A 25,944-nucleotide genomic window follows, 5' to 3' on the forward strand; every position below is an offset into this window, starting at 1 on the left:
CGCGAGCCATTAAGGTGAGGCTTATGACCGGTACCCCCGAGCACACCGCCCTCTGGCCCGCCCCGATCGCGTCCGGCCCCGTCGACGCGACCGTCACGGTGCCGGGCTCGAAGTCGGTCACGAACCGCGGCCTGGTGCTGGCCGCCCTCGCCTCCGAGCCGGGCTGGCTGCGCCGCCCGCTGCGCTCCCGCGACACCCTCCTCATGGCCGAGGCCCTGCGGGCCATGGGCACCGGCATCGAGGAGACCGTCTCCTCCAGCTCCGGCGACGACACCGGCGGCGAGGCCTGGCGGATCATCCCCGCCGGCCTGCACGGCCCGGCCGTGGTGGACGTCGGCAACGCCGGCACGGTGATGCGCTTCCTGCCGCCGGTGGCCGCCCTGGCCGACGGCCCGATCCGCTTCGACGGCGACCCCCGGTCCCACGAGCGCCCGCTGCACGGCGTCATCGACGGCCTGCGCGCCCTCGGCGCCCGCATCGACGACGAGGGCCGCGGCTCCCTGCCGATGACGGTGCACGGCGGCGGCGCGCTGGACGGCGGCAGGGTCGAGATCGACGCCTCCTCCTCCTCGCAGTTCGTCAGCGCGCTGCTGCTGTCGGCGCCGCGCTTCAACCAGGGGATCGAACTGCGGCACGTGGGGCGCGCCCTGCCCTCCATGCCGCACATCCGGATGACCGTGGACATGCTGCGCGCGGCCGGCGCCGCCGTGGACACCCCGGAGGCGGGCGGCGAGCCCGGCGTCTGGCGGGTCGCGCACAGCGCGCTGCTCGGCCGCGACCTCGTCGTCGAACCGGATCTGTCGAACGCCCAGCCGTTCCTGGCCGCGGCGCTCGTCACCGGCGGCCGGGTCACCATCCCCGACTGGCCGGAGCACACCACTCAGCCGGGTGACGCGCTGCGCCGGATCTTCACCGAGATGGGTGGCACCTGCGAACTCACCTCCGAGGGCCTGACGTTCACCGGCACCGGCCGCGTCCACGGCATCGACGTCGACCTCGGTGACGTGGGCGAGCTGACCCCCGGCATCGCCGCCGTCGCCGCACTGGCCGACTCCGAGTCGGTCCTGCGCGGTGTGGCGCATCTGCGGCTGCACGAGACCGACCGGCTCGCGGCGCTCACCAAGGAGATCAACGAGCTGGGCGGCGACGTCAGCGAGACCGGGGACAGCCTGCGCATCCGGCCCCGCCCGCTGCACGGCGGGATCTTCCACACCTACGACGACCACCGGCTGGCGACCGCCGCCGCCGTCATCGGCCTGCGGGTCGAAGGCGTCGAGGTCGAGAACGTGGCGACCACCGCCAAGACCCTGCCGGACTTCCCGCGGCTGTGGACGGAGATGCTGAGCCCGGCCCGGGCCGCGGCCCCCGCCCGGAAGGGCTGAGGGACGTCCCGCGATGCGTCGCTACGGCAAGCACCCCGACGAGGACGACGTCCGGATCCGGCCCGGCAAGGGCAGCCGGCCCCGCACCAGCATCCGTCCCAAGCACGAGGACGCCGCCGAGGGCATGGTGCTGACCGTCGACCGCGGCCGGATCACCTGCCTCGTCGACGACCGCAGCGTCACCGCGATGAAGGCCCGCGAACTGGGCCGCAAGAGCGTCGTGGTCGGCGACCGGGTCGGCATCGTCGGAGACCTGTCCGGCGCCAAGGACACCCTGGCGCGGATCGTCCGGGTGGAGAAGCGCTCCTCGGTGCTGCGCCGCACGGCCGACGACGACGATCCCTACGAGCGGGTGATCGTCGCCAACGCCGACCAGCTCGCCATCGTCACCGCCCTCGCCGACCCCGAGCCGCGGCCGCGGCTGATCGACCGCTGCCTCGTCGCCGCGTTCGACGCCGGCCTGGACCCGCTGCTCGTCCTCACCAAGGCGGATCTGGCACCCGCGGCGCCGCTGCTGGAGACCTACGAGCCGCTGGGCGTGCCGTATGTGGTGACCAGCCGCGCGGAGCTGGCCGGGGGCTCCGCCGCCGACCGGGTGCGGGAGCGGCTGGCCGGGCGCATCACCGTCTTCGTGGGGCACTCCGGGGTCGGCAAGACGACGCTGGTCAACGCCCTGGTGCCGGACCGGGCACGGGCCACCGGAGTGGTCAACGCGGTCACCGGCCGCGGCCGGCACACCACCACCTCGGCGCTCGCCCTGCCGCTGCCGGACACCCCCGGGGCGCCCGGCGGCCGGCGCGGCGGCTGGGTGATCGACACCCCGGGCGTGCGCTCCTTCGGGCTCCACCACGTGAACCCCTCCCAGTTCGTCCTGGCCTTCCCCGACCTCGTTCCGGGCACGGAGCGCTGCCCCCGGGCCTGCAGCCACGACGAACCGGACTGCGCGCTGGACCAGTGGGTCGCCGACGGCCACGCCGATCCGCAGCGGCTCTACTCGCTGCGGCGGCTGCTCGCGGCGCGGGAGCGGCGCGAGGAGGACTGAGCGGCGTCTCCGCCCCGGGTCCCGCCGTGAGCGGCCCGTACGGGGAACTCCCCCGGGCCGCCCGGGGAATGGAACCGCCCCCGAGCCCCGGGCGGGATCACGGGGCCGCGGGACGGGGTCCGGCCGCCCCGGAGACGTCCGCCTCAGAGACCGCCGCCCGCACGCAGGGCCCGCCGGACCAGCCGGCCGGTCTCCTGCTCGCCGACCGGGGCCACCACACAGGACAGCGCCAGCCGCACGGCGATCTCGCAGCCCCCGGCCATCCGCTGGACCTCCTCCGGCGGCCGGCCCGGCGCCAGCGCCGCCGCCGCCAGATCCCTGATCTGCACCACCAGTTCGGACGGCGAGGGCAGCGGGCCGTCCGCACGCCGCTGCGCGGGGACGTACGGCCCGGGGTTCGGCCCGGCGGACGCACGGGGCGGGCGGGGCAGCCGTTCGCCCCAGCAGCCCGTGAGAGCCGCGCGGACCAGCGGATTGTGACGGGCCGTCCGCGCCGTCCAGTCCGCCACCGCCGCCAGCCGCTCACCGGGTTCGCCCGGCGGCGGACCGGCCAGCGCGTGCCGGACGCCCGCGAGATAGCGGTCGACCTCGCGCCGCACCAGCGCCCGGGCCAAGCCGTCCTTGCTGCCGAACTCGTTGTACAGGGTCTGCCGGGACACCCGGGCGGCCACCGCCACGTCGACCATCCGCACACCGGGCCAGGGGCGCCCGGAGAGTGCCGCGAACGCGGCGTCCAGCAAGGATTCGCGTGCTGTGGGCATCGTCGCCTCCCGGGCGCGTCCCCGTCCTGGTCTCACACGGCTGCTGTGGGGTCAGAATTGACGCGCCGACAGGGACTGTCAAGAGTGCCCCCGTCCGGGCCCCGTCCGCTCCCGTACGGACTCGGCCGTGTGGCCCGTCGCGAGCTGCGTCGATACTGTTCACACATGCCCGACTATCACGACGATCTCCGACTCGCCCATGTCCTGGCGGACGCCGCCGATGCCCAGACCATGGGCCGGTTCAAGGCCCTCGACCTCAAGGTCGACACCAAGCCGGACATGACGCCCGTGAGCGAGGCGGACAAGGCCGCCGAGGAGCTGATCCGCACCTCGCTGCGCCGCGCCCGGCCCCGGGACGCGGTACTCGGCGAGGAGTACGGCAGCGAGGGGTCCGGGCCCCGGCGCTGGGTGATCGACCCGATCGACGGCACCAAGAACTACGTCCGCGGGGTGCCGGTCTGGGCCACGCTGATCGCCCTCATGGCGCCCGGCGAGTCCGGCCACCAGCCGGTCGTGGGGCTGGTCTCGGCGCCCGCGCTCGGCCGCCGCTGGTGGGCGGTGCAGGGCTCGGGCGCGTACACCGGGCGGAGCCTGTCGTCCGCGACCAGGATGCGCGTCTCGCAGGTCTCGAAGATCTCGGACGCGTCCTTCGCCTACTCCTCGCTGACCGGCTGGGAGGAGCAGGGCCGGCTGAACGGCTTCCTGGATCTGACCCGCGACTGCTGGCGGACGCGCGGCTACGGCGACTTCTGGCCGTACATGATGGTCGCCGAGGGCTCGGTGGACATGTGCGCCGAACCGGAGCTGTCGCTCTGGGACATGGCGGCCAACGCGGTCATCGTGCGCGAGGCCGGCGGGGAGTTCACCGGTCTGGACGGGGTGCGCGGGCCCGGCGGCGGCAACGCCGCGGCGTCCAACGGGCTCCTCCACAGCGAACTGCTGGGCTATCTGAATCCGCGTTAGGGCGGGCCGGCCCGCCCTGCCGGCCGCCCGCCGCGCCCGCCACCGGTGCGCCGGGCGGCTCCCGAACGCCCCCGTACGCCCTCTTGCCCGGCCCGCCGGCCGCATGTGAACATGAGAATTCCCCCGCTTGTGCATTTGTGCGTCTCCCGCCGGGCCGTTCCGTCAGGGCCGGCCGGGGAGCCGCGAAGGAGGTGGCTCCGCTCCATGCTCGTCCGTGACGCCATGAGCACCGTGGTCCTCACCATCGGCCCCGCCCACACGCTGCGTCAGGCAGCCCGTCTGATGTCGGACCGCCGCGTCGGCGCCGCCATCGTCCACGACCCCGACACCAGCGGCATCGGCATCCTCACCGAACGCGACATCATCAAATCCCTGGGCGCCGGCCAGGACCCGGACCACGAGACCGCACAGGCCCATACGACGACCGACGTCGTCTTCGCCGCCCCCGGCTGGACGCTGGAGGAGGCCGCGGCGGCGATGACGCACGGCGGCTTCCGCCATCTGATCGTGCTCGACGACCAGGAAACGGTGGGGGTGGTCTCGGTCCGGGACATCATCCGCTGCTGGTCGCCGGCGCGCCGGGAGCCGGCCGCTCTGGCGGGTTGAGCACCACCGTGCCGGGGCGGGGCCGCCCGGACCGCCGGCGAAGACGGCCGGGGCCCGGACGGCGGAGGAACCCGCGCCCGGAACGGCGGAGAGAGCCGGCCCCCCGGAGGGGACCGGCTCTCTCCGTCCTTGCGGCAGGCGCCGGGTCAGCCGCGCAGGGCCTGGACCGCGGCCTCCAGACGCTTGCCGAAGTCCTCGTCCGCCTGGCGGAAGTTGTTGATCGCCCGCTCCAGGATGTCGTCCCGGCTGACGCCGCTCATGGCGCCCGCGAGGTTGCCGACCAGGCGCTCCTTCTCGTCCTCGCTCATGAGCCGGTAGAGGTTGCCCGCCTGCACGAAGTCGTTGTCCTCCGTGTGCCGGGGGGTGTCCGCCTCGCCCGTCTCACCGCTGACGGGGATCGGCTGCCACAGCGGGCGGCCGGTCTGCGCCGGACCGCCGAAGCTGTTCGGCTCGTAGTTCTTGGCGCCGTTGTGCCGGCCGTCGTAGAGGAAGCCGTCCCGGCCGTGGGTGCGGGCCTCGGTGGCGTGCGGGCGGTTCACCGGCAGCTGGTCGGCGTTGACGCCGACGCGGTAGCGGTGGGCGTCGCCGTAGCCGAAGAGCCGGCCCTGCAGCATCTTGTCCGGGGACGGGCCGATGCCGGGCACGAAGTGCGCCGGGGAGAAGACCGACTGCTCGACCTCGGCGAAGATGTTCTGCGGGTTCCGGTTGAGCTCCAGCTTGCCGATCTCGATGACCGGGTAGTCCGCGTGCGGCCACACCTTGGTCAGGTCGAACGGGTTGAAGCGGTAGGTCGCCGCCTCGGACGCCGGCATGATCTGGACGCCGACGGTCCAGCTCGGGTAGTCGCCGCGCTCGATGGACTCGCGCAGGTCGCGCTGGTGGCTGTCCGGGTCCTCCCCCGCGAGCTTGTTGGCCTCTTCCTGGGTCAGGCACTTGATGCCCTGGTCGGTCTTGAAGTGGTACTTGACCCAGAAGACCTCGCCGGCCTCGTTGTTCCACTGGAAGGTGTGCGAGCCGAAGCCGTCCATGTGGCGGTACGAGGCGGGGATGCCGCGGTCGCCGAAGAGCCAGGTGACCTGGTGCGTCGACTCCGGGGAGAGTCCCCAGAAGTCGAAGACGTTGTCCGCCTCCTGCGAACCGGTGTACGGGTCGCGCTTCTGGGTGTGGATGAAGTCGGGGAACTTGATGGCGTCCCGGATGAAGAAGACCGGGGTGTTGTTGCCCACCAGGTCGTAGTTGCCGTCCTCGGTGTAGAACTTCAGCGCGAAGCCGCGGGGGTCCCGCACCGCGTCGGCGGCACCGAGGTTGCCGGCGACCGTGGAGAAGCGGAGGAAGACCTCGGTCTCCTTGCCCACCTGGGAGAGGAACTTCGCCCTGGTGTACTTGGTCACGTCCGCGGTCACCGTGAAGGTGCCGTAGGCGCCCGCGCCCCGGGCGTGCACGACCCGCTCCGGGATCCGCTCGCGGTTGAAGTGCGCGAGCTTCTCCAGCAGCAGCTGGTCCTGCACCAGTACGGGACCGCCGACACCGGCCGTCTCGCTGTTCTGGTTGTCCGCGACCGGAGCCCCGGATTCTGTCGTCAGCGGCCCTGTCGCCTCGCCCTGCACCGTCACTTACGCCTCCCGCGTTTTCTGCAGTACCTGCAGTTCTGTTGCCCTACAGCTTGGTTTACAGCGAAACCGATCCTACATTGGACACTGTCCAAGTCAAGAAGAATCCGAAGACCGTACGCGTTCGGAACCCGGGGTACACGCTTGTTAAGCTGGACCCCCAGATTTCGTTAGGTGATGGACATGAGTGACCTACTGGACCGCCTCCGTGGCCGCGGCTGGCGGATGACCGCCCAGCGGCGGGTCATCGCCGAGGTTCTCGACGGCGACCATGTCCACCTGACCGCCGACGAGGTGCACGCGCGGGCCGCCGCGCGACTGCCCGAGATCTCGCGCGCGACGGTGTACAACACCCTCGGTGAGCTGGTCTCCCTCGGTGAAGTCATCGAGGTCTCCACCGACCGCCGGGCCATGCGGTATGACCCCAACGCCCACCGGCCGCACCAGCACCTGGTGTGCGGCCAGTGCGGCACGGTGCGGGACGTCCACCCCACCGGCACCCCGCTCGCCGATCTGCCCGAGAGCGAGCGCTTCGGCTTCACGATCTCCGCGGTCGACGTGACGTACCACGGCCTCTGCCCGTCCTGCGCCTCCTCCGCCTGAGCGGGACGGGGCCGACGGCACACGGGAGCCGGGGCCTCTCCGCCGCGACCGGTCCGCGGGGGTGACCGGAGCGCCGGCGCGCGGCAGCCACCGAGGCGCCGCGGGCGGACCGCCGGGCGGCGCGACCCGGCCCGGACATGACGGAGGCCCGGATCCTGGGGATCCGGGCCTTCGTACCGAGTAGCGGGGACAGGATTTGAACCTGCGACCTCTGGGTTATGAGCCCAGCGAGCTACCGAGCTGCTCCACCCCGCGTCGTTATCTCCACTCTAACCGTCGGCGACAACCAGCGCAAATCCGGGACACGGGCCCCCGAACAGCGGAAAGAGCCGGGCGGCCCGGGCGCCTCCGCGGGTGCGGAAGGCCCCGGGAGGCTACGCCGACAGCTCCTGCCGGAGGGCGTCCCGGAGCCTCGCCGCGCGCTCCGCCACCTCCGGCGGGCCCAGCTTCACCGCTTCCGAGCACCACTGCTGGGCGTCGACCAGATCGCCGCGCCGGGCCGCCAGCAGGGCCAGCCGCAGCGCCGCCCGCCCGTGGCCCGCCTCGGCCGCCCGGGTCCACCAGAGCGCGGCCTCCGGCTCGCTGCCCTCGCGGGCGTAGAGCAGGCCGAGGTTGAAGGCGCCGTTGCGGCTGCCCGCGTCGGCGGCCCGGCGGTACCAGCGGGCGGCCTGCACCACGTCGCCGCGCGCCGCGGCGAGCGTCCCGCACCGCACCTGCGCCCTGCGGTGGCCCTGCTCGGCCGCGCGCTCGTACCACTCCTCGCTCTCCGCGACGGGACCGTCCTGCGGACCGGCGGCACCCGCCTCCGGCTCCTGCTCGCCGGAGCGGCCGCGCGCCTTCCGGTCCAGCAGCGCGCCGAGGCGGAAGGCCGCCTCCGCGCTGCCACCGCCCGCGGCGCAGCGCAGATGGCGCTCGGCCTCCCGCTCGTCGCCGTCCCGCAGCAGGGCGATGGCGACCTGGAGCGCCGCCTCGGTGTGCCCGGCCGCCGCGGCGCGCTCGTACCAGCGCCGCGCCTCGGCCTCCTCGCCCCGCCCGGTGTGCAGGATGCCGAGGTTGAAGGCGGCGTCGACGCTGCCCGCCTCGGCGGCCTTGGAGAACCACGGGCCCGCGCCCGCGGCATCGCCCTGCTGGAGCAGCAGGACGGCCAGGGCGTTGGCCGCCTCGCGGTGCCCCGCGTAGGCCGCGCGGCGGTACCACTGCTCGGCCTGGTCGTTGCGGCCCTGCTCGGCGCAGAGCAGCCCCAGGTTGAAGGCGCCGTTGATGTCGCCCGCGTCCAGGGCGGCGCGGTACCAGCGCTCGGCGGTCTGCGGCTCGCCGCGGTCGGCGTGCAGCGCGCCCAGGGCGTTGGCGGCGTTGCCGTCCCCGTCCTGGGCGGCACGGCGCCACCAGACCGCGGCGCTGTCCGGGTCGCCCGCGTCGCGCAGCAGGAAGCCCAGCGCGCAGGCGGCGCGGGCCTCGCCGTCCTTGGCCGCGCTCAGATACCAGCGGCCGGCCTCCTTGGTCTCGCCGCGCTCCTCCAGGAGCGTGCCGAGGTACAGGGCGGCACGCCGGTGGCCGCGCGCGGCGGCCTGGCGGTACCACTGCTCCGCCTCGGCGGAGGCACCCGGCTCCGCGCCGTCGCCCGGCAGGGGGCGCGGCGGGGCCGGGCCGGGGCCGAGCTCGCGGGCGCCGGCGGTGCGGTCGCGCCGGGCCGGGTCGCTCAGGTCGAGGATCCGGGCGAGCCGGTACGCGGCCTCCCGGTGGCCCTGCTCGGCGGCGACGCGGAACCAGCGCTCCGCGCCCACGTCACTGCGGTGCTCCAGCAGGTCCCCGAGGGCGTAGGCGCCCAGGGCGTGTCCCGATTCGGCGGACTGGCGCAGCCAGTACTCGGCGCCGGTCTCGTCGCCGCGCTCGCGGCAGTAGCGGCCGAGGGAGTGCGCGGCGGCGGCGGATCCGGCGACGGCGGCGATCCGCCACCAGCCGGCGGCCTCGTCGACGTAGCCGCGCTGGTGCAGCAGGACGCCCAGGTTGTTGGCGGCGGCGCGGTCTCCGGTGGCGGTGGCGGCGCGGAGGTGCGGTTCCGCCCCGTCGAGGTCGCCGCGGCGGAGCAGCAGCGCCCCGAGGACACCGGCGGACTCCGGGTCACCGGCTTCGGCGGCGCGGCGGTGCCGGGCCTCCTTCTCCGCCTCGGCGGCGGACTCCGGAGCGGTGGTGCCGGTCGTCTCCGGGGCGGGGGTGGTGACGGCGTCCGGGCAGGCTGCGGCGCCGGCCGGCGCGACCGCATACCTCCCGGTATCCGGTGGAGCCACAAATCGACCTGATTCCAACAGATTTGCCTTGTCCCCCATAAGGGCCATCGTCGCACCACCTGAAACCTGCGTACACCTGGTATACCGCAGCCAGTGAAGTCACTTCGGCGTTTTGTCGACTTCCCGACATGACGAGGACTCAAACGCCGGGGCGCACAGTACCCCCGGACAAGTGAAGGACCCGGAGTCGTTGACTCCGGGTCCTTCATATGAGTAGCGGGGACAGGATTTGAACCTGCGACCTCTGGGTTATGAGCCCAGCGAGCTACCGAGCTGCTCCACCCCGCGCCGTTGTGTGACAACCGTACCACGGCGCGGGGTGTGCCCTGTTCAGCCGCCCTGTTCGGGCTCCCTGGCCGCCTTCTCGGCGTCCGCGGCCCGCTTCAGCGCGTCCCTGAGGTCGTCCTGGGCCTTGCCGTAGGCGGTCCAGTCCTGCTCCGCGAGCGCCTTCTCGCCCGCCTCGATGGCCTCCTGGGCGTCCTCCAGGGCCTGGCGCACGGTCGGGTCGTCACTGGGCCGGTCGCGCTCGCCCTCGTCGCCCGTGTCGCCCTCCTCGCCCTCGCCCGGCGGAGGTTCGGTCTCGCCGGCGCCGGGCTCCTTCTCGCCGAAGACGACGTCCAGCGCCTCGCCGAGCGTGTCCTCGAAGGCGGTCTCGTCGCCGTACGAGACCAGGACCTTCCGCAGCAGCGGGTAGTTGGTGCCGGCACCGCGGACGTAGACCGGCTCCACATAGAGCAGGCCGCCGTCCAGGGGGACGGTCAGCAGGTTGCCGTACTCGATCTCCGAGTCACCCCGCTGGAGGATGTTGATCTCGTTGGCGATGGCCGTCTCGGAGTTGAACTTGCTCTGCACCTGCTGTGGCCCGGACACGGTGGTGTTGGACGGCAGTTTCAGGATTCTGATCTTCCCGTACCCGTCACTGGTGGCGTCGGCGTCCACGGCCATGAAGGCTCCGAGGTTGTCGCGCCGGTTCGGGGTGAAGGTCGTCGTCAGCGAGAAGGTCTGCTCGTCCTGGTCCGGCATCCGCATGCTGAGGTAGTACGGCGGCACGGAGTTGCCCGACTTGTTCGTCGGGTCGTCCGGGACCTGCCAGACCTCACTGCCGCTGTAGAACTGCGCGGAGTTGGTGACGTGGTAGCGGGTCAGCAGCTCGCGCTGGACCTTGAACAGGTCCTGCGGGTAGCGCAGATGCTCCATCAGCTCGGTGCCGATGGCGCTCTTCTTCTCGACCGTGTCCGGGAAGGCCTTCATCCACGTCTTGAGCACCGGGTCCTTGGTGTCCCACTGGTACAGCTTGACCGAGCCGTCGTAGGCGTCGACCGTGGCCTTCACCGAGTTGCGGATGTAGTTGACCCGGTTCTCCTGGGCGACGACCTCGCGCTGGCCGGTGGTCAGCGAGTCGGCCGTGGTGTCGCCCAGCGTGGTGCGGGAGGCGTACGGATAGCCGTTCGACGTGGTGTAGGCGTCGACGATCCACTGGATGCGGCCGTCCACGACGGCCGGGTAGGCGTCACCGTCGATGGTCAGCCAGGGCGCCACCGCCTCGACACGGTCCTTGGGCGTGCGGTTGTAGAGGATCCGCGAGCCCTCGCCGATGGCCCCCGAGTACAGGATCTGCGGCTCGCTGAACGCGGCCGCGTAGGCGGCGCGGTTCACCGGGCCGGAGAGGTCGACCCCGCTGTCGCCGGTGTAGCTGTACAGCTTCTCGCCGCTGTCGTCGGAGTAGTCCAGCTCCTTCTGCGGGCCGCCGACGATGGAGTACTGCTCCGTCTTCTCGCCGTAGTAGACCCGCTGCTCGTACTTGCCGAACTCGCCCTTGGACGGCAGGTCGGACTCGGTGAAGTCCGGCGCGCCACCGCGGGTGGTCGAGGTGCCCTTGGCGGCCACGGCGCCGTAGCCGTGGGTGTACTTGAAGTGGTCGTTGATCCAGTTGCGCTCGGGGATGCCGTTGATGTTCAGCTCGCGCAGGCCGATGACGGTGTCCTGCTCCCTGCCGTCGCCGTCCTTGTAGCGGTCGACGTCCAGGGTGTCCGGGAAGCCGTAGTAGCCGCGGACCTGCTGGAGCTGCTGGAAGGTGGGCGAGACGACGTTCGGGTCGAGGAGCCGCAGGCTGGCCGTGCTCTCGGCCTCGTCGCGCAGCTTCGCGCTCTCGGCCTCGTCGACGGAGACCTTGCCCTCGTAGTCGCTCACCTTGGCGTCGTCGATGCCGTACGCGTCGCGCGTGGCATCGATGTTCTTCTTGATGTACGGGGCTTCCTTGGCCTGCTCGTTCGGCTCGACCTGGAACTTCTGGACGATGGCCGGGTAGAGGCCGCCGATCAGGATGGCCGACAGCACCATCAGGCCGAAGCCGAGGACCGGCAGCTGCCAGGTGCGCCGCCAGAGCGTGGCGAAGAACAGCACCGCGCAGATGGCGGCGATGAAGAACAGGATCGTCTTGGCCGGCAGGTAGGCGTTGGCGTCGACGTAGCGCAGACCCGTCCAGTTGCCGGTGGCCTTGAAGTCACTGGACTTCACCGCCAGGCTGTACCGGTCCAGCCAGTAGGCGACCGCCTTCAGCGCGACGAAGAGGCCGACGAGCACCGACAGGTGCCCGGTGACCGCACCGGTGGCGCGGGCCCCCGGGCTGGTGAGCCGCAGGCCGCCGTAGAGGTAGTGCGTCAGCGCGGCGGCGATCAGCGACAGCACGACCGTCGCGAAACCGAAGGCCAGCAGGAAGCGGTACCAGGGCAGGTCGAAGGCGTAGAACGAGACGTCCTTGCCGAACTGCGGGTCCTCGGTGCCGAACGGGACCCCGTTGATCCACATCAGCCAGGTGCGCCACTGGCCGGCGGCCGAGGCACCGGCGATCAGGCCCACCAGGGCCGTCACCCCGAGGAGCGCCCACTTCTTGTAGGGCGCGATGCCCATCCGGTAGCGGTCCAGGCTCTGCTGCTCCAGCGACATCGCGCTCAGCGGCGGCCGCATGCGGTGCGCCAGCCAGATGTTGACGCCCACGGCGGCCGCCATCACCAGTCCGAAGACGGCGAAGAGCCCGATCTTGGTCCACAGGGTCGTCCTGAAGACGGAGGAGTAGTCGACCGAGCGGTACCAGAGCCAGTCCGTCCAGAACCCGGCGAACATCACGAACACCATGGCCAGCAGGGCAAGCGCGGCCATGGTCAGCAGCAGGGTCCTGGACCGCCGGGACGGTCCGCCGGCTCTCATCCGTGGCCCGGTCGGGCCTCCGCCGCGGTCCGGCATCTGGAAAGCCAAGGTGCGCCCCTCGAAGAAATCGCAGTCATATGGGTCGTGGATACGAGCCCAGAGATACTAGGGCCCACTCATGCAACTTACTCAAGCTTTACCCAGTTCCCGATTCCGGCCACGAAGAAGGCAAGATACGGACCATGTCTGCCTCCTCCGTACCGAACGGCCCCGACAACCCCGAGCCCGCCGCGGGCCCGGACCCGATCGCCGCCGGACCGCTCACCCGTGCCGTGCTCGAGATCGACGAGTACGCGGCCGCGCTCGGCTGGGACCAGCCCGCCCGTCTCTTCGCCCTCGTCGACACCGAGCGGCTGCTGTCCGAGGAACCCGAACTGGCCGCCCAGCTCGGGCTGGAGAGCGGTGACGGCTCCGGCACGCTGACCCCCGTCGAACAGGACGAACTGCCGGCCGGAACGCCGCTGGACGAGTTCCTGGGTACCATCGCCTGGCCCGACGCCGTGAGCGGCTGCGCCATGACCGTGGAGCGGCTCATGCTGCCGCCGTCCGCCGAGGAGTCCGTCCCGGACGGTTTGGACGGCGAACAGCTGACGCGGTGGGTCGCCGGCCACCCGGACCGGCAGGAGGTCCGGATGACGGTGGCGGTGCTGCGGGACGGCAGCCGCGAGTCGGCGCTGCGGCTGCGCGAGAAGGACTCCCCCACGGAGGTGCTCACCGGGGCCGGCCTCGTGCCGGGGCTGGCCGAGGCGCTGTCCGCGACCTTCGCCGAGTAGCGCGGGCCGGGCCGCCGGGCCGGGCCGCGGTTCCGCCCGGCTCCGGGCCCGGCGGGTTCCGCGCCCCCGGGCGGGCCGGGCGGCGCCCGGGGGCGCGTACGGACCGGCGGGCGCCGGCCGGGTCACTTCGCCGAGCAGCCGGGCAGGCCGGCCGTCCCGCCCTCGGCGATCTTCTCCAGCGAGTCCACGGCGTCCCGCAGCGTGCGGACCTTGACGAGGGTCAGCCCGTCCGGCTTGCCGACGAGAGCGGCCGGGCAGTTGTCCTCCGGGGTCAGGAAGAACTCGGCGCCCTGCTCCCGGGCGCCGATCGTCTTCATCTGGATCCCGCCGATGGGGCCGACCTTGCCGGCGTCGTCGATCGTCCCGGTGCCGGCGACGAACTTCCCGCCGGTCAGCGACCCGGGCGTCAGCTTGTCGACGATGCCGAGCGAGAACATCAGCCCGGCGCTGGGACCGCCGACGTCCGCGAGCTTGATGTCGATGTCGAACGGGAAGGTGTGATCCGTCCCGGCCTGGATGCCGACGAGCGCACGGCCGTCCTCGGGCGCCTTCCCGGCGGTGACGGTGACCGTCTCGGTGGCCTTCGGCTCGGGCTTGCCCGCCTTCTCGGCCGCCTCGGCCTTCTTGGCCGGTACGACGGTGAACTCGACCCGTTCGCCCGGCTCGTGCTCCGTGACGAAGTCCGCCACGTCCGCGGGCTTGCGCACCGCCTTCCCGTCCACGGCCCTGATCACGTCACCGGCGTGCAGTCTGCCCTCGGAGGCACCGTCCTTGACAACGGAGGCCACGACCACCCGCGAGGTCACGGGTATGCCCAGCTCCTTGAGGGCCGCCACCTTGGCGCTCTCCTGCGACTGGCTGAACTCCTCGGCGTTCTCCTCGTCCGCCTGCTCCGCCGTCTGCCCGTCCGGGTAGAGGGTGCTGTGCGGTACGACGGCGTTCGGGGACAGCCAGCCGTAGACCGCCTCGGCGAGGTTCATCCGGTAGTCGGCGCCGGTGACCCTGACCGTCGTCATGTTGAGATGGCCGTCCGCCGGATACGTCTTCCGGCCCGTCACCCGGAGCACCTCCTCGCCACCGTGCTTCTCCAGCGTGTTCACGGTCGGACCGGGAGACATCTCGGAGTACGGCACCGGGATCAGCACCCCGGCGCACAGCAGCGCGATCAGCATCAGGGTGGAGGCGAGCATCGTCGCAGTGCGGCGTGGCATGGAACGACAGTACGGGAACGGGTCACCGGTGCACTCGCCGGGCGGGCCGTCCGGGGACCGCCCCGGAAGGGCTCACGGACGGCCCGCGAGGGCTCCCGGCGGCCCGGTGGGGCCGGCGCCCGAAGGGAGGACGACCGATGTCAGGCGGCGTCGGAGCCGGAGGCGGGGCCCCGGTCCGAGGCGGCCGGTCCGGGGGCGGAGCCGGGGCGCTCCATCGCCTCCCGGAACCTCGCGTAGCCCGCGAGCTCGGCGACGTCCCCCGTCTTGCGTTTGCGCGCGGCCCAGCGGGCCCACACCCCCGCGGCCACCGCCGCGACCACCGGAATCAGCAACCAGGCGACAGCCGCCATGCCGGCCTCCCGACTCCCTGCACCAGCGCGTTCATCAGCGCAGTCAACAACAGATGAGCAGATTAGCCATCCGCACTGTCAACGCTCACGGCAGGGGGGCGGTTACGCAACCGGGCGGCAGCGCGGTGACTGTCCCGGGTGATACCCGGCGTGACGGACCGTACACCGTCCGGCCGCCCGCCCCCGGGTCGCGTCCCGCCCGCGAGGGCTCGCGCACCGTCTCCCGCGCGCCGTCCCTCTACGCCCCCACCCACTCCTCGGTACCGTCCGTGAACCGCTGGTGCTTCCAGATGGGGACCTCGTGCTTGAGGTCGTCGATGAGGCGGCGGCAGGCGTCGAACGCCTCGGCCCGGTGCGGACAGGAGACCGCGACCACCACGGCCAGATCCCCCACCGCCAGATCGCCCACCCGGTGGACGGCGGCCAGCGCCCGTACCGGGAACTCGGCGGCCACCTTCTCCGCCACCCGCCGCAGCTCGGCCTCGGCCGTGGGGTGCGCGGTGTAGCCCAGGGCGGCCACACCGGCGCCCTCGTCGTGGTCCCGCACCGTGCCGACGAAGAGCGCGGTGCCGCCCGCGGCGTCGTCCGGCACGGCACCGAACACCTCGTCGAGCGAGAGCGGGCTGTCACGGACCGCCAGCAGGCGGATCGGGTCGGGATGGGCCTGCTCGCCGGGATGCTCGTACGTACGTGCCATGGCGCCCATCGTGCCCCACCGGACGGGGATCTCGGAACAGGCGCCCGCACGCCGCGGCGGCCGGCGCTCAGATGCGGCGGCGTGCCTTGCGCGCCCGGCGCACCAGCGCGGCCGTGCCGACCAGCGCGACGGTGGCGCCCGCGGCGCCCAGCGTGGTCGCGTCCTTGCGGCCCAGCCTGCGGCCGGCGACCGTGTGCCGGCCCGCCACCTCGTCCAGCAGTTCGGCCAGGACCTCCTCGTTCGTGTACCGCGGCCGCCACCCGGCGTCGTGCAGCCTGCTGCCGCTGACGACCCAGGGGTGCATCGTGTACGCCAGGTCGCCGGCCGGGGACGGAGTGAGGCCGAGCCGGTGCAGCCGGGAGGCCGCGCCGAGCGCGACGGCGGACGGCAGTTCCATCCGCCGGATCCCGGAGAGCTCCTCGATCTCCTCCTGCTCCAGCCAGCCGTCGCAGCCGACCACGAACTCGCCCTCGACCTTCTCCAGCGCCGCGCACTCCAGCGCGCTCACGAGATCGTCCATGTGGCAGAACTGCCAGGTCGGGCGGGAGCCCGCGACGACCAGCAGCCGCGGTGACTCGAAATAGCGGGTCAGGGCCGTATCCGTGCCGCCGACCAGCACGGTGGGGCGGGCCACCGTGACGTTGAGACCGGGGTGGGCGCGGGGTGCCCGGCGGCCCAGCCGTTCGATCTCCAGCAGGTCGCCGACGCCTGTGGCGTCCGCGGTGGCGCGCAGTTCGGCGTCCTCCGCGAGCGGTACGTCGTTGTCGGGCAGGGCGCCGTAGACCATCGCCGAGGTGCACAGCACGACGCGGTGCACACCGGCGGCCGCGGCCGCGGTGAGGACGGTCTGGGTGCCGCGCACGTTGTACGCGGTGCGGGCGGCCGCGTCGGACTCCAGATCGAGGTCGAGGGCGAGGTGCACCACCACGTCCACCCCGCGGAGCTTCCCGGCGATGAGCGGATCGCGCACGTCGAGCAGGTGCCACTCGGCCTCGGGCACCTCACCGCGCCGCTCGTCGATGGCGATGACCTGCTTGATTTCTTCGGAGGCCGCGAGCCGCCGGGTCAGCAGCTCCCCGGCTCCGGTCGCGGCGCCGGTGACCGCGACGACAGGCCGCCGCACGGTCGCCGGCGGGGGGTTTCGCGTTGCGCGAACTTGAGGGTCTGGGGAACTCACCGGGCGTCTCCAGCGGTTGTCTGCGTACATGCGTACGTGCGCCTGAGCGTACGGACCAGGTGGCGTCCATCCTGCCGCAGGCGGTGGGGCGGCGGAGCACCCGAGCCTAGAACGCGGCCGACGTGTCTACGCTGGGTGGTGACGCCGGACAGTCGCCGCCGGCCGGAGCCGGCGGCCCTACGAGCCGAGGAAGCCCGTGAGTGACAACCCATTCGGATTCGGCCTTCCGCCGGAGGAGCCGGAGGACGGCGACGACGGCAGGAAGCAGGGCGGCGAGGGCGGTGGCCGGGGCCCGGCGAATCCCTTCGGGTTCGGCACGGGGCCCGGAGGCCCGGGCGGTGACAACCCGCTCGCGGCGATGTTCGGTTCCCTGAACCCGAACGATCTGGGCGCCGCCTTCCAGCAGCTCGGCCAGATGCTCTCCTACGAGGGCGGCCCGGTGAACTGGGACATGGCCAAGGACATCGCACGGCAGACCGTGGCCCGGGGGGCCGCCGAGGGCGCCGGGGACCCGAGCGTCACCCCCGGCGACCGGTCGTCCGTCGAGGAGGCCGTGCGGCTCGCGGACCTCTGGCTGGACGGGGTCACCTCGCTGCCCTCCGGATCGAGCTCGGCGGTGGCCTGGAGCCGTGCCGAGTGGGTCGAGGCGACGCTGCCGGCGTGGAAGGAACTGGTGGACCCGGTCGCCGAGCGCGTCGCGGGTGCCATGGGCGACGTCCTGCCCGAGGAGATGCAGGCCATGGCGGGCCCGCTGCTCGGGATGATGCGGTCGATGGGCGGTGCCATGTTCGGCACCCAGATCGGCCAGGCCGTGGGCACGCTCGCGGGCGAGGTGGTCGGTTCGACCGACATCGGCCTGCCGCTCGGACCGCCGCGGAAGGCCGCGCTGCTGCCGGTGAACATCGCCGCCTTCGGCGAGGACCTCGGTGTGCCGCTGGACGAGGTACGGCTCTACCTGGCCCTGCGGGAAGCCGCACACCAGCGGCTCTTCGCCCATGTGCCGTGGCTGCGCTCGCATCTGTTCGGCGCCGTCGAGGGCTACGCGCGCGGCATCAAGGTGGACACCGCCAAGCTGGAGGACGTCGTCGGCCAGCTCGATCCCTCGCGTCCCGAGCAGCTGCAGGACGCCCTGCAGCAGGGCATGTTCCAGCCCGAGGACACCCCCGAGCAGAAGTCGGCGCTGGCGCGGCTGGAGACGGCCCTCGCCCTGGTCGAGGGCTGGGTGGACGCGGTGGTGCACGCGGCGGCCTCGCCGCATCTGCCGTCGTCGGGCGCGCTCCGCGAGATGCTGCGGCGCCGCCGCGCCACCGGCGGGCCGGCCGAACAGACCTTCGCCACGCTCATCGGACTGGAGCTGCGGCCGCGCCGGCTGCGGGACGCCTCCCGGCTGTGGGCCTCGCTCACCGACGCCCGCGGAGCCGACGGCCGGGACGCGCTCTGGGAGCACCCGGACATGCTGCCCACCGCGGAGGACCTCGACGACCCGGACGGCTTCGTCCACCGCGAGCAGGTGGACTTCTCCGAGCTGGACAAGATGCTCGGGGAGGCGGCCGACGGCTCCGGCAAGGACACCGGGCACGGTGGCGGCAACGGAGACGGCAACGGAAACAGGAACAGAAACGGGGACGGCGAGGAGTCCCGCGGCTCCGGTGGCCGGGACGGGTCCGGCCGGGAGGACGACGGCGAGAAGTGAGCCTGCACGCGGAAGCGACCCGCGTCCTGGAGAACTGGAGCCCGCGGCTTCCGCCGGCCCCGGCCGTACCTCCGGCCCCGGGCTCGCCGCCCCCGGACGGTCCCGGCCAGGAGGAGCTGCGGCGGGACTACCTCGGCCATCTGGGCGCCCACCCGGACGGCATGTGGAAGAACTGCCGCGAGGGGCACATCACGGCCAGCGCGCTGGTGGTGGATCCGGGGACCGGGCGGATACTGCTGACCCTGCACCGGAAGCTGGGGATGTGGCTGCAGACCGGCGGCCACTGCGAGCCGGAGGACGCCACGCTGGCGGGCGCCGCGCTGCGGGAGGCCACCGAGGAGTCCGGCATCCCCGGGCTGGAACTGCTCCCCGGCGGACCGGTCCGGCTCGACCGGCACCGGACCCCCTGCGCCTGGCACCTGGACGTGCAGTACGCGGCCCTCGCCCCGGCCGGATCGGTGGAGGCGGTCAGCGGGGAGTCCCTGGAACTGCGCTGGTACGGCTGGGACGAGGTGCCGCGCGTGGCGGACGCGTCCGTGGTCCGGCTGGCGGAGGGCACCCGCGCGCTGCTGTGACGGCACCGCACGGCCGGGCCGGCGCAACGGCTCGCGCCGGCCGCGACGGCGGACGCCGGCCCGGGGCCCTGTCGGCCGCGGACCGGCGTCCCGTGCCGGGGCGTCAGCGGTTCGTCCAGATGTTCCCCTGGTTCTGGCCCTGCGCGCCCTGCGGTCCCATGCCGTACTGGGCGCGGAGCCCCTGGCCGGCGACGGCGTTCTGCGGGGGCAGCAGCTCGCTCGGCTGGACGAGGGCGTACCCCTGGCCGAGGAAGCTGAGCTCCCAGCCCTCGCCGGTGTTGCCGCGCCGCCGGAAGACCCCGGAGGAGTGGGTCTGCGCCTGCATCTGCACCCGCAGCGACGTCGACCAGGCGACCACCGCGTCGGCGTCCGCGTTGACGTACTTGTCGGGCGTCACCTGCAGCATCAGCGGCTTGCCCGAGGTCATCAGCGCGACCTTGCCCCGCCCGGAGATCTGCAGGTTGTAGGCGCCGGAACCGGAGATGCCGAACTGGCTGTCGACGGCGATGGTCTCCCAGTGCAGCGCGGAGTCCAGCGCGAGGACGTACGCGCTGTCGACGGTGAGCCCTTCCTCGTCCACGTCCAGGAGGTGCACGTACTGCGCGAGGTTGGCCAGATAGACGGTGCCCTGGCCGGAGCAGCGCATCAGGTCCAGGCCCTCACCGGTGCGGGCGCGGGACCGGCGCCGGCCCGGCGTCTGGTACTCGCCGTCGAACTCGACCAGGCCCTGGTAGGCGACCATGCTGCCCTTGCGGGCGAGGATGTCGTCGTGGCCGCCGAGCACGACCCGCAGCATCTGCGGGTTCTGCAGGGAGTAGCGCTCCTGGGTCTGGTTCTCGGTGTGGCCGAACAGCGGACTCTGCATCTCTTCCCGTCCCCCCTCAGCCCCGGGCCCGGAGCCGGTCGGTGCTGTCCTCGCTCGGCTGGACGACGACGAAGCCCTGCCCGGAGAAGCCGAGCTGGTACGCCTCGCCGCTGCCGCGGCCGATCATCGAGGACGCCTTGAAGCTGCGCTTCCCCTTCATCTTCAGACCGCTGGACCAGGCCACCAGGGCGTCCGGGTCCACATAGGTCTCGTCCTCGCCGCGGCCGCAGTCGACGACGATGGGGGTGCCGCGCGAGGTCAGGGCCACCCAGCCGGTGCCGGAGACGGCCACGTTGAAGAGGCCCTGGCCGGCGAACTTGGCCATCCCCTTGACCCGCTGGACGCCCCACTGGAGGTGTGCGTCGAAGGCGAGGAGATTGGTGCCGTTGACCGACAGCGCCTCGTCGGCGAGGTTGACGCAGACGACGTCGGCGCCGTAGTCGGCGAGATAGAGCAGGCCGTCACCGCTGCACTTCATCAGCGGCGCGCCCTCGCCGGTGAGCCATTGCGAGGCCATCTGGCGCACGGCCGGCGGGTTGGGCTCGTACTGGACGAATCCCTCGTAGGCGACCATCGAGCCGGTGCGGGCGAAGAGGTCCTGTCCGCTCTGCATGGCGACCCGGAGCATGCTCGGGCCGTGGTTCTCCATCCGGGCGGCCACCGGGGCCGGGGCATAGCCCGAGATCATGTGCTGGTCCATCACGGGCTCCCTCAGACCTCGTACGGCTGGACGACGATGAAATTGCCGGGCGCACCGCGGAACTGGAGGTTCACGGTCTCCCCGCTGTGACCGGGATAGGCGTTGCGGCGCAGCCGCACCTGGCTGGAGATGATCACCTGCGAGGCGGCGGACCAGGCGACGACGGCGTTGCTGTCGGCGAAGGTCGTCGGGGTGACGGGGAGGACCACCGGGGCCCCCCGCGTCTTCACCACGACGGTGCCGGAGCCCTGGAAGAGCATGGTGAAGAGCGCTCCGCCGGGGATGCCGTGGCCCTCGATCCTCCGCACCTCGTACTGGAGGGACTCGTCGAAGGCGAGGACGTTCTCGGCCGAGACGCAGATCGCGTCGCCCTGCAGCTCGATCGGGTGAATCTCGGAGGCGTCCTCGGCGAGGAAGACCTGGCCGCGGCCGGTGCAGCGCATCAGTTGCATCTCCTGGCCGGTGGCGTTGCCGACGACCCGGCCGGCGAAGCCCGCTCCCTTGTAGCCGAAGTCGACCTTGCCCTGGTAGAGCACCATGCTGCCCTGGCGGGCCAGCACCGGCCGGTCGTCGGCGCCGAGGTCGACCCGGACGAGCTGCCGGCTCTGCAGCGTCCACCGCTGCCCGGTGGGCACCTCGCGGTACTTCTCCAGGACGCTCCCCAGGCCGGCGGGGGCGGCGCCCGCGCCCTGCGGCGGGCCGTACGGGCCGGGCTGCCCGGGCTGACCGAACTGACCGGGCTGACCGGGAATCTGGCCGGGCACCGGCGACGGATGGCCGTACGGGGCGGGTGCCCCGGGCGGCTGGGCGCCGGGGAACGGAGCCTGTGAGCCGGGCGGCGGGCCGTAGGGCGCGGCGGGCGCCGCCGGGGGCTGCGGGGGACCGGGCGGCTGCACCGGACCGGGAGGCGCCAGGGGCGCGGCGAGGGTCGGTGCCCCGGCGTGGGGCGGCGGGGCGGCGGGCTGCGGGGCGGGGGGCGCCGGCGGGGAGCCCTGCGGAGGCGTGAACTGCGGCGGCGTGGCCTGCGGCGCGGGTGCGGGCGGCGGCGCGGGTGGCGCCTGGGGAGCGGGCGCCTGCGGTGCCGCGGGCTGCGGTGCCGACGGGGGCGGCCCCACCGGGACGCCGAACGCGGGCGGCGCGGCGGGCGCGGCCGCCGGCGGGGCGAACCCGGGCACCGCCCCGCCCTGCTGCGGCGCGGACTGCTGCGGCTCCGGGGTCTCCTCCTCCAGCACCTCGCCGCCGAAGTTCTTCAGCAGCGCGTCCAGCCCGCCGTCGAACCCCTGTCCCACGGCGGCGAACCGCCAGACGTCCTTCCGGTAGAAGTCGCCGAGCATCACCGCCCGTTCGGTGCTGAACTCCGAGCCGTCGAAGGCGTAGCGCGCCACTTCCTCGCCGCCCGCGACGATCCGGAGGTAGCCGGCGCCCACCTGGGACATCTGACCCGCACCGTCGATCGTCGCGGTGAACGACAGCCGGTGGATGCCGTCCGGGACGCGGTCGAGGGTGACGCGGAAGGACTCGGTGTCCCCCGCCTGCGCGCCGAGGAGCTGAATCGACTCCTCGGGCGACGTGGGCTGGTTGAAGAAGACGAAGTACCGGTCGTCGGACAGCCGTTCGTCCGCGTCGAGACCGAAGCAGCTGATGTCGAAGGACAGTCCGGGACCGGATATCTGCACACCGACGTACAGATCCGTCCCCGCTGTCAGGTCACTGATCCTGGCCTTGTGGCCGCGCTGGAATTCCCTGGCCATGCGTAACGACCGTCCCCCATCCCGAGCTGTACGTGCTTGCGCGCCAGGCTAGCCGCTGGTCACGGCCCCCGGCGATCTCGGGGCGGAAAAGGTTTCGCCCCGGGCTCGTACCGGGACCGGCGCGGTCAGGCGTCCGGGTCGCCGGTGAGATGCGGCAGCCGTCCGGCCGCGACCACGCCCTCCAGGTAGCCGCGGGCGCGCTCCGTCCGGGGGTAGGCCTCCAGCAGCCGCCAGAAGTCGGCCCCGTGGCCCGGGACCAGCAGATGCGCGAGTTCGTGGAGGAGGACGTAGTCCGTCACATAACCGGGCATGCCCTGCAGCCGGTGTGACAGGCGGATGCTGCCCTCCGCGGGGGTGCACGAGCCCCAGCGGGTGTTCTGGTTGGTGACCCAGCGGACGGTCCGGGGGCGCGCCCTGCCGTCGAGGTACTGCGCGGACAGGCGCCCGGCCCGCTCGGCGAGTTCGCTGTCGCCCAGCATGCGCCGGCTCTCCTGGGCGGCGAGCCGGTCCAGCATCACCGTCACCCAGCGTTCCTCCTCCGCCTGCGACATCCGGGCCGGGATGAGGACGACCGTGCGGTCGCCCTCGCGGTAGGCGGAGACCGTACGGCGCCGGCGGGCGCTTCTGCGCACCTCGACCGCGCTGGTCCGGGAACGGCGGGGCGGCTGGCCGAGCCGGCCCGGTGTGCTGAGGGGGTTCTCTCCGGCGCGGCTCAGTGGATCGGAGGGCACCCTGCCGACGTTACCCGCTGCGGGCACGGGAAGTCCCGCCCGTCTTCGCTTCGTGCGCGACTCCCCCACAAGTGGAGACCGATGAGATGACCATCCACAGGCCCTGTGGACAACTTTCGGCGGGGAGTCCGCCCGCCCGGCCATGCTGGCACCCGTCGGAGAGGAACCGAGCGGGAGAAACCGAGGGGGCGGCCATGCATCCGATCATCAAGCCCGTGCTGCGGCGCGGCTGGCGGGACCGGCAGACGGTGCAGTTCGGGGTGACGCCCGCACACGCCGTGCTGCTGGGCCCGGTCGACACGGCGACCGGCAGTTTCCTCTCCCTGCTGGACGGCACCCGGGGACTTCCGCTGCTGCGGGCGGAGGCGGCGGCCCTGGGCCTGTCCGGGGACCGGCCCGGTGAGCTGCTGAGGCGTCTGGCGGCGGCGGGTCTGCTGGACGATCCGACGGCGCCGCGCGACGGCCCGGCGGCGGAGGGCCTCCCTCCGCCGGAGCGCCGGGAGCGGGCCGGGGTCCCGGACCGGCTGCGGGCCGACCTGGGTTCCCTGTCGGTGGTCGATCCGGAACCGGGCGGCGGCAGGCGCCGGCTGGCGGCGCGCGGGGCGGCACGGGTCCAGGTACGGGGTGCCGGGCGGGTCGGCGCGGCCGTCGCGACGGCGCTCTCGGCCGCGGGGGTGGGACAGGTCGACGTGGTGGACGGCGGCCGGGTCGCGCCCTGGGAGACCGGCCCCGGCGGGCTGCCACCGGAAGCGGCCGGCGAGCGCCGGGACACCGCCGCCCGCAAGGCCGTCCGCGCCGCCGCGACGGCGCGGGGCCGGGCCCGGCGGAGAGGGCCCGGCGGCGGAGGCCCGCCGCCCGGGGCGGGGCTCGCCCTGACGGTGCTGGCCCCGCGCGACGGTCTCGGCGCCTACGCCCCCGATCCCGTGCCGGCCGAGGCGCTGCTCGCCTCCGGCATCCCTCATCTCTATGCCGGTGTACTGGAGGGCACGGGCGTGGTCGGCCCGCTGGTGCTGCCGGGTGAGTCGGCCTGCGCGGGCTGTCTGCAACGGCACCGCTCCGAGCGGGATCCCGCCTGGTCCCGGCTGCTCGCCCAGTGGCGGTCGGCCCGGAACCCGGCCGAGCCGGCCTGTGACACGGCGCTGGCCACCGTGGTGGCGGGGCTGGCGGCGGCCCACGCGCTGGCCTTTCTGGACGGCCGGCCGCCGGTGTGCGCCGGGGCGCGGCTGGAGCTCGCACTGCCCGATCTGGCGTGGGAACCGTGTTCCATCACACCGCACCGGGCCTGCGGGTGCGGTGCGTATGAAGCGGTCGAGCGTCCATACTCACCAGATGGTGCCGGACCACCGGAACGGCCGGAACGGGCCGGTCCGGGCACCGACGCGGAGGGCGGCTGCCCTCCGGTGAAGCGCAGTGACGTTGGAGGAGCGCATGTCTGATCTTCCCCGCAAGGCGGTCACCCGGACCGCCAAACTGGCGGCGCTGCCACTGGGCTTCGCCGGACGCACCGCCCTCGGGCTCGGGAAACGGATCGGCGGGCGGCCCGCCGAGATGATCGCCAGTGAGCTGCAGCAGCGGACGGCCGAGCAGCTTTTCTCGACCCTGGGCCAGCTCAAGGGCGGGGCCATGAAGGTCGGGCAGGCCCTCTCCGTCTTCGAGTCCGCCCTCCCGGAGGAGATCGCCGGCCCCTACCGCGCCGCCCTCACCAGGCTCCAGGAGGCCGCGCCTCCGATGCCGTCCCAGAGCGTGCACGCCGCACTGGAGAAACGGCTCGGGTCCGACTGGCGTGATCTCTTCGAGGAGTTCGAGGACAAGCCGGCGGCCGCGGCCTCGATCGGCCAGGTGCACCGCGCCGTCTGGCACGACGGCCGGGAGGTGGCCGTCAAGGTGCAGTACCCGGGCGCGGGTGAGGCGCTGCTCTCCGATCTCACGCAGCTCGGCCGGTTCGCCCGGCTGCTGGGCCCGCTCATCCCCGGAATGGACATCAAGCCGCTCATCGCCGAGCTGCGCGACCGGGTCTCGGAGGAGCTGGACTACGCCCTGGAGGCCCAGGCGCAGCGCGATCACGCCGCCGAGTTCGCCGATGACCCGGATGTGGTGATCCCGGATGTCGTCCACCAGGGCTCCGAGGTGCTCGTCACCGAGTGGATGGACGGTGTGCCGCTGTCGGAGGTGATAGCCGACGGCACCCCGGAGCAGCGGGACCGGGCCGGACAGCTGCTGGCCCGTTTCCTCTTCTCCGGTACCGCCCGCACGGGGCTGCTGCACGCCGATCCCCACCCGGGGAACTTCCGGCTGCTGCCGGGAACGGCGGAGGGCGGAGGGCCGGAGCAGTGGCGGCTGGGCGTCCTCGACTTCGGCACGGTCGACCGGTTGCCGGACGGGCTGCCGCCGCTGATCGGCGCCGCGCTGCGCGGAGCCCTGGAGGGCGACGCGGAGGGGGTCTACGCGATGCTCTGCGAGGCGGGCTTCGTCAGGGAATCCGTGGAGCTGGACCCGGACGCCGTCCTGGACTATCTGGTGCCGATCATCGAACCGGCCCGGGCCGAGGAGTTCACCTTCACCCGCGGCTGGCTGCGGACCCAGGCGGCGCGGATCGCCGACCCGCGGTCGCCCGCGCACCAACTGGGCCGCCAGCTCAATCTGCCGCCCGCCTATCTGCTGATCCACCGCGTCACCCTGAGCACCATCGGTGTGCTGTGCCAGCTGGGGGCGACCGTCCGGCTGCGGGAGGAGCTGCGCGACTGGCTCCCCGGTTTCCTCCCGGACCAGGACGGGGACGGGGCCGGCGGGGGCGGGGACATGGCCGAGGACGGTGAACCCGGGCCCGGTGAGAGTGATGCCGGCGCGTTGGACCCCCCGGAGTGCGGCCCCGCGGACGGGCCGGCGGATGGAGCGGTGAATGGAGCGGTGGAGGAGCCGGCCGACGAGCCACTCGAGCAGGCGGCCGGCCGCTGAGACG

General features: G+C 73.2%; 22 protein-coding genes and 2 tRNA genes. 10 read left to right on the forward strand and 14 right to left on the reverse strand.

Translation table 11 applies throughout. From position 1 onward, the window contains the following. Positions 1 to 23: 23 nt before the first annotated feature. On the forward strand, positions 24 to 1,382 hold the full coding sequence (gene aroA, locus SXIN_RS09945; RefSeq protein WP_019710132.1) for a 3-phosphoshikimate 1-carboxyvinyltransferase: 1,359 nt from the start codon (positions 24 to 26) through the stop codon (positions 1,380 to 1,382). Positions 1,383 to 1,395: 13 nt separating this feature from the next. Continuing rightward, the gene (gene rsgA, locus SXIN_RS09950) at positions 1,396 to 2,424 is read left to right on the forward strand and encodes a ribosome small subunit-dependent GTPase A (RefSeq protein ID WP_019710133.1); all 1,029 of its coding nucleotides are present in this window, start codon (positions 1,396 to 1,398) and stop codon (positions 2,422 to 2,424) included. Between the two features lie 143 nt (positions 2,425 to 2,567). Here the strand turns inward: rsgA and SXIN_RS09955 are convergent, their stop codons facing one another. Beyond that, positions 2,568 to 3,185, reverse strand: a complete 618-nt coding sequence (locus tag SXIN_RS09955) for a TetR/AcrR family transcriptional regulator (RefSeq protein ID WP_095756879.1) — start codon at positions 3,183 to 3,185, stop codon at positions 2,568 to 2,570. A gap of 165 nt (positions 3,186 to 3,350) precedes the next feature. Between SXIN_RS09955 and hisN the strand changes: the two genes are divergently transcribed. Further along, positions 3,351 to 4,148, forward strand: a complete 798-nt coding sequence (gene hisN / locus SXIN_RS09960) for a histidinol-phosphatase (protein WP_019706343.1) — start codon at positions 3,351 to 3,353, stop codon at positions 4,146 to 4,148. A 204-nt stretch (positions 4,149 to 4,352) separates the two neighbouring features. Next, entirely contained in the window at positions 4,353 to 4,754 is a 402-nt protein-coding gene (locus SXIN_RS09965; protein ID WP_019706903.1) for a CBS domain-containing protein, read from the forward strand. Between the two features lie 146 nt (positions 4,755 to 4,900). On the opposite strand, the gene SXIN_RS09970 is transcribed toward SXIN_RS09965, so the two are convergent. Further along, complete coding sequence (locus SXIN_RS09970; RefSeq protein WP_019710135.1) at positions 4,901 to 6,367, reverse strand: catalase; 1,467 nt, start codon at positions 6,365 to 6,367, stop codon at positions 4,901 to 4,903. Positions 6,368 to 6,547: 180 nt separating this feature from the next. Here SXIN_RS09970 and SXIN_RS09975 point away from each other — a divergent pair, with 180 nt between their 5' ends. Then, on the forward strand, positions 6,548 to 6,967 hold the full coding sequence (locus SXIN_RS09975; protein ID WP_039822397.1) for a Fur family transcriptional regulator: 420 nt from the start codon (positions 6,548 to 6,550) through the stop codon (positions 6,965 to 6,967). 181 nt (positions 6,968 to 7,148) lie between these two features. Here SXIN_RS09975 and SXIN_RS09980 read toward each other — a convergent pair. From SXIN_RS09980 to SXIN_RS09995, 4 genes are all read right to left on the reverse strand, one after another. After that, a tRNA-Met gene (locus SXIN_RS09980) sits at positions 7,149 to 7,222 on the reverse strand. A gap of 119 nt (positions 7,223 to 7,341) precedes the next feature. Further along, entirely contained in the window at positions 7,342 to 9,303 is a 1,962-nt protein-coding gene (locus SXIN_RS09985) for a tetratricopeptide repeat protein (RefSeq protein ID WP_095756880.1), read from the reverse strand. A 166-nt stretch (positions 9,304 to 9,469) separates the two neighbouring features. Continuing rightward, a tRNA-Met gene (locus SXIN_RS09990) sits at positions 9,470 to 9,543 on the reverse strand. Between the two features lie 42 nt (positions 9,544 to 9,585). After that, positions 9,586 to 12,462, reverse strand: coding sequence for a UPF0182 family membrane protein (locus tag SXIN_RS09995; RefSeq protein ID WP_019710137.1), 2,877 nt, complete (start codon positions 12,460 to 12,462; stop codon positions 9,586 to 9,588). Positions 12,463 to 12,644: 182 nt separating this feature from the next. Here SXIN_RS09995 and SXIN_RS10000 point away from each other — a divergent pair, with 182 nt between their 5' ends. Beyond that, on the forward strand, positions 12,645 to 13,235 hold the full coding sequence (locus tag SXIN_RS10000; protein ID WP_019710138.1) for a PPA1309 family protein: 591 nt from the start codon (positions 12,645 to 12,647) through the stop codon (positions 13,233 to 13,235). 122 nt (positions 13,236 to 13,357) lie between these two features. Here SXIN_RS10000 and SXIN_RS10005 read toward each other — a convergent pair whose 3' ends face one another. From SXIN_RS10005 to SXIN_RS10020, 4 genes are all read right to left on the reverse strand, one after another. Continuing rightward, entirely contained in the window at positions 13,358 to 14,446 is a 1,089-nt protein-coding gene (locus SXIN_RS10005; protein WP_039822409.1) for a YlbL family protein, read from the reverse strand. Positions 14,447 to 14,586: 140 nt separating this feature from the next. Further along, positions 14,587 to 14,796 (reverse strand): hypothetical protein, encoded by a 210-nt coding sequence (locus SXIN_RS10010; RefSeq protein ID WP_019710140.1) that lies wholly within the window; start codon positions 14,794 to 14,796, stop codon positions 14,587 to 14,589. Positions 14,797 to 15,034: 238 nt separating this feature from the next. Continuing rightward, entirely contained in the window at positions 15,035 to 15,502 is a 468-nt protein-coding gene (locus tag SXIN_RS10015; RefSeq protein ID WP_019710141.1) for a molybdenum cofactor biosynthesis protein MoaE, read from the reverse strand. Between the two features lie 58 nt (positions 15,503 to 15,560). Next, complete coding sequence (locus SXIN_RS10020; RefSeq protein ID WP_039822411.1) at positions 15,561 to 16,670, reverse strand: SDR family oxidoreductase; 1,110 nt, start codon at positions 16,668 to 16,670, stop codon at positions 15,561 to 15,563. 196 nt (positions 16,671 to 16,866) lie between these two features. Here SXIN_RS10020 and SXIN_RS10025 point away from each other — a divergent pair, with 196 nt between their 5' ends. Continuing rightward, positions 16,867 to 18,363, forward strand: a complete 1,497-nt coding sequence (locus tag SXIN_RS10025) for a zinc-dependent metalloprotease (protein WP_019710143.1) — start codon at positions 16,867 to 16,869, stop codon at positions 18,361 to 18,363. Continuing rightward, the gene (locus SXIN_RS10030; RefSeq protein WP_019710144.1) at positions 18,360 to 18,938 is read left to right on the forward strand and encodes an NUDIX hydrolase; all 579 of its coding nucleotides are present in this window, start codon (positions 18,360 to 18,362) and stop codon (positions 18,936 to 18,938) included. Before SXIN_RS10025 ends, SXIN_RS10030 begins: the two co-directional genes overlap by 4 nt. A gap of 103 nt (positions 18,939 to 19,041) precedes the next feature. On the opposite strand, the gene SXIN_RS10035 is transcribed toward SXIN_RS10030, so the two are convergent. The 4 genes from SXIN_RS10035 to SXIN_RS10050 all read right to left on the reverse strand — a co-directional run bounded on the left by SXIN_RS10035 (position 19,042) and on the right by SXIN_RS10050 (position 22,985). Further along, the gene (locus SXIN_RS10035) at positions 19,042 to 19,803 is read right to left on the reverse strand and encodes an AIM24 family protein (protein WP_019710145.1); all 762 of its coding nucleotides are present in this window, start codon (positions 19,801 to 19,803) and stop codon (positions 19,042 to 19,044) included. A gap of 16 nt (positions 19,804 to 19,819) precedes the next feature. Continuing rightward, the gene (locus tag SXIN_RS10040) at positions 19,820 to 20,503 is read right to left on the reverse strand and encodes an AIM24 family protein (RefSeq protein WP_019710146.1); all 684 of its coding nucleotides are present in this window, start codon (positions 20,501 to 20,503) and stop codon (positions 19,820 to 19,822) included. Positions 20,504 to 20,514: 11 nt separating this feature from the next. Next, positions 20,515 to 22,254: a TerD family protein gene (locus tag SXIN_RS10045; protein WP_095756882.1), complete on the reverse strand. Its 1,740-nt coding sequence runs from the start codon at positions 22,252 to 22,254 to the stop codon at positions 20,515 to 20,517. A gap of 125 nt (positions 22,255 to 22,379) precedes the next feature. Further along, a complete protein-coding gene (locus SXIN_RS10050) occupies positions 22,380 to 22,985 on the reverse strand; it encodes a M48 metallopeptidase family protein (protein ID WP_019710149.1) in 606 nt (201 codons plus the stop codon). Between the two features lie 194 nt (positions 22,986 to 23,179). Here SXIN_RS10050 and SXIN_RS10055 point away from each other — a divergent pair, with 194 nt between their 5' ends. Both SXIN_RS10055 and SXIN_RS10060 read left to right on the forward strand, forming a co-directional pair. Then, a complete protein-coding gene (locus tag SXIN_RS10055; RefSeq protein ID WP_095756883.1) occupies positions 23,180 to 24,421 on the forward strand; it encodes a ThiF family adenylyltransferase in 1,242 nt (413 codons plus the stop codon). Next, positions 24,414 to 25,940, forward strand: a complete 1,527-nt coding sequence (locus SXIN_RS10060; RefSeq protein ID WP_019710150.1) for an ABC1 kinase family protein — start codon at positions 24,414 to 24,416, stop codon at positions 25,938 to 25,940. The genes SXIN_RS10055 and SXIN_RS10060 overlap by 8 nt, the downstream gene beginning before the upstream one ends. The last annotated feature ends 4 nt before the right edge of the window (positions 25,941 to 25,944 follow it).

The sequence above is a fragment of the Streptomyces xinghaiensis S187 genome (assembly GCF_000220705.2).
Lineage (GTDB): Bacteria > Actinomycetota > Actinomycetes > Streptomycetales > Streptomycetaceae > Streptomyces > Streptomyces xinghaiensis.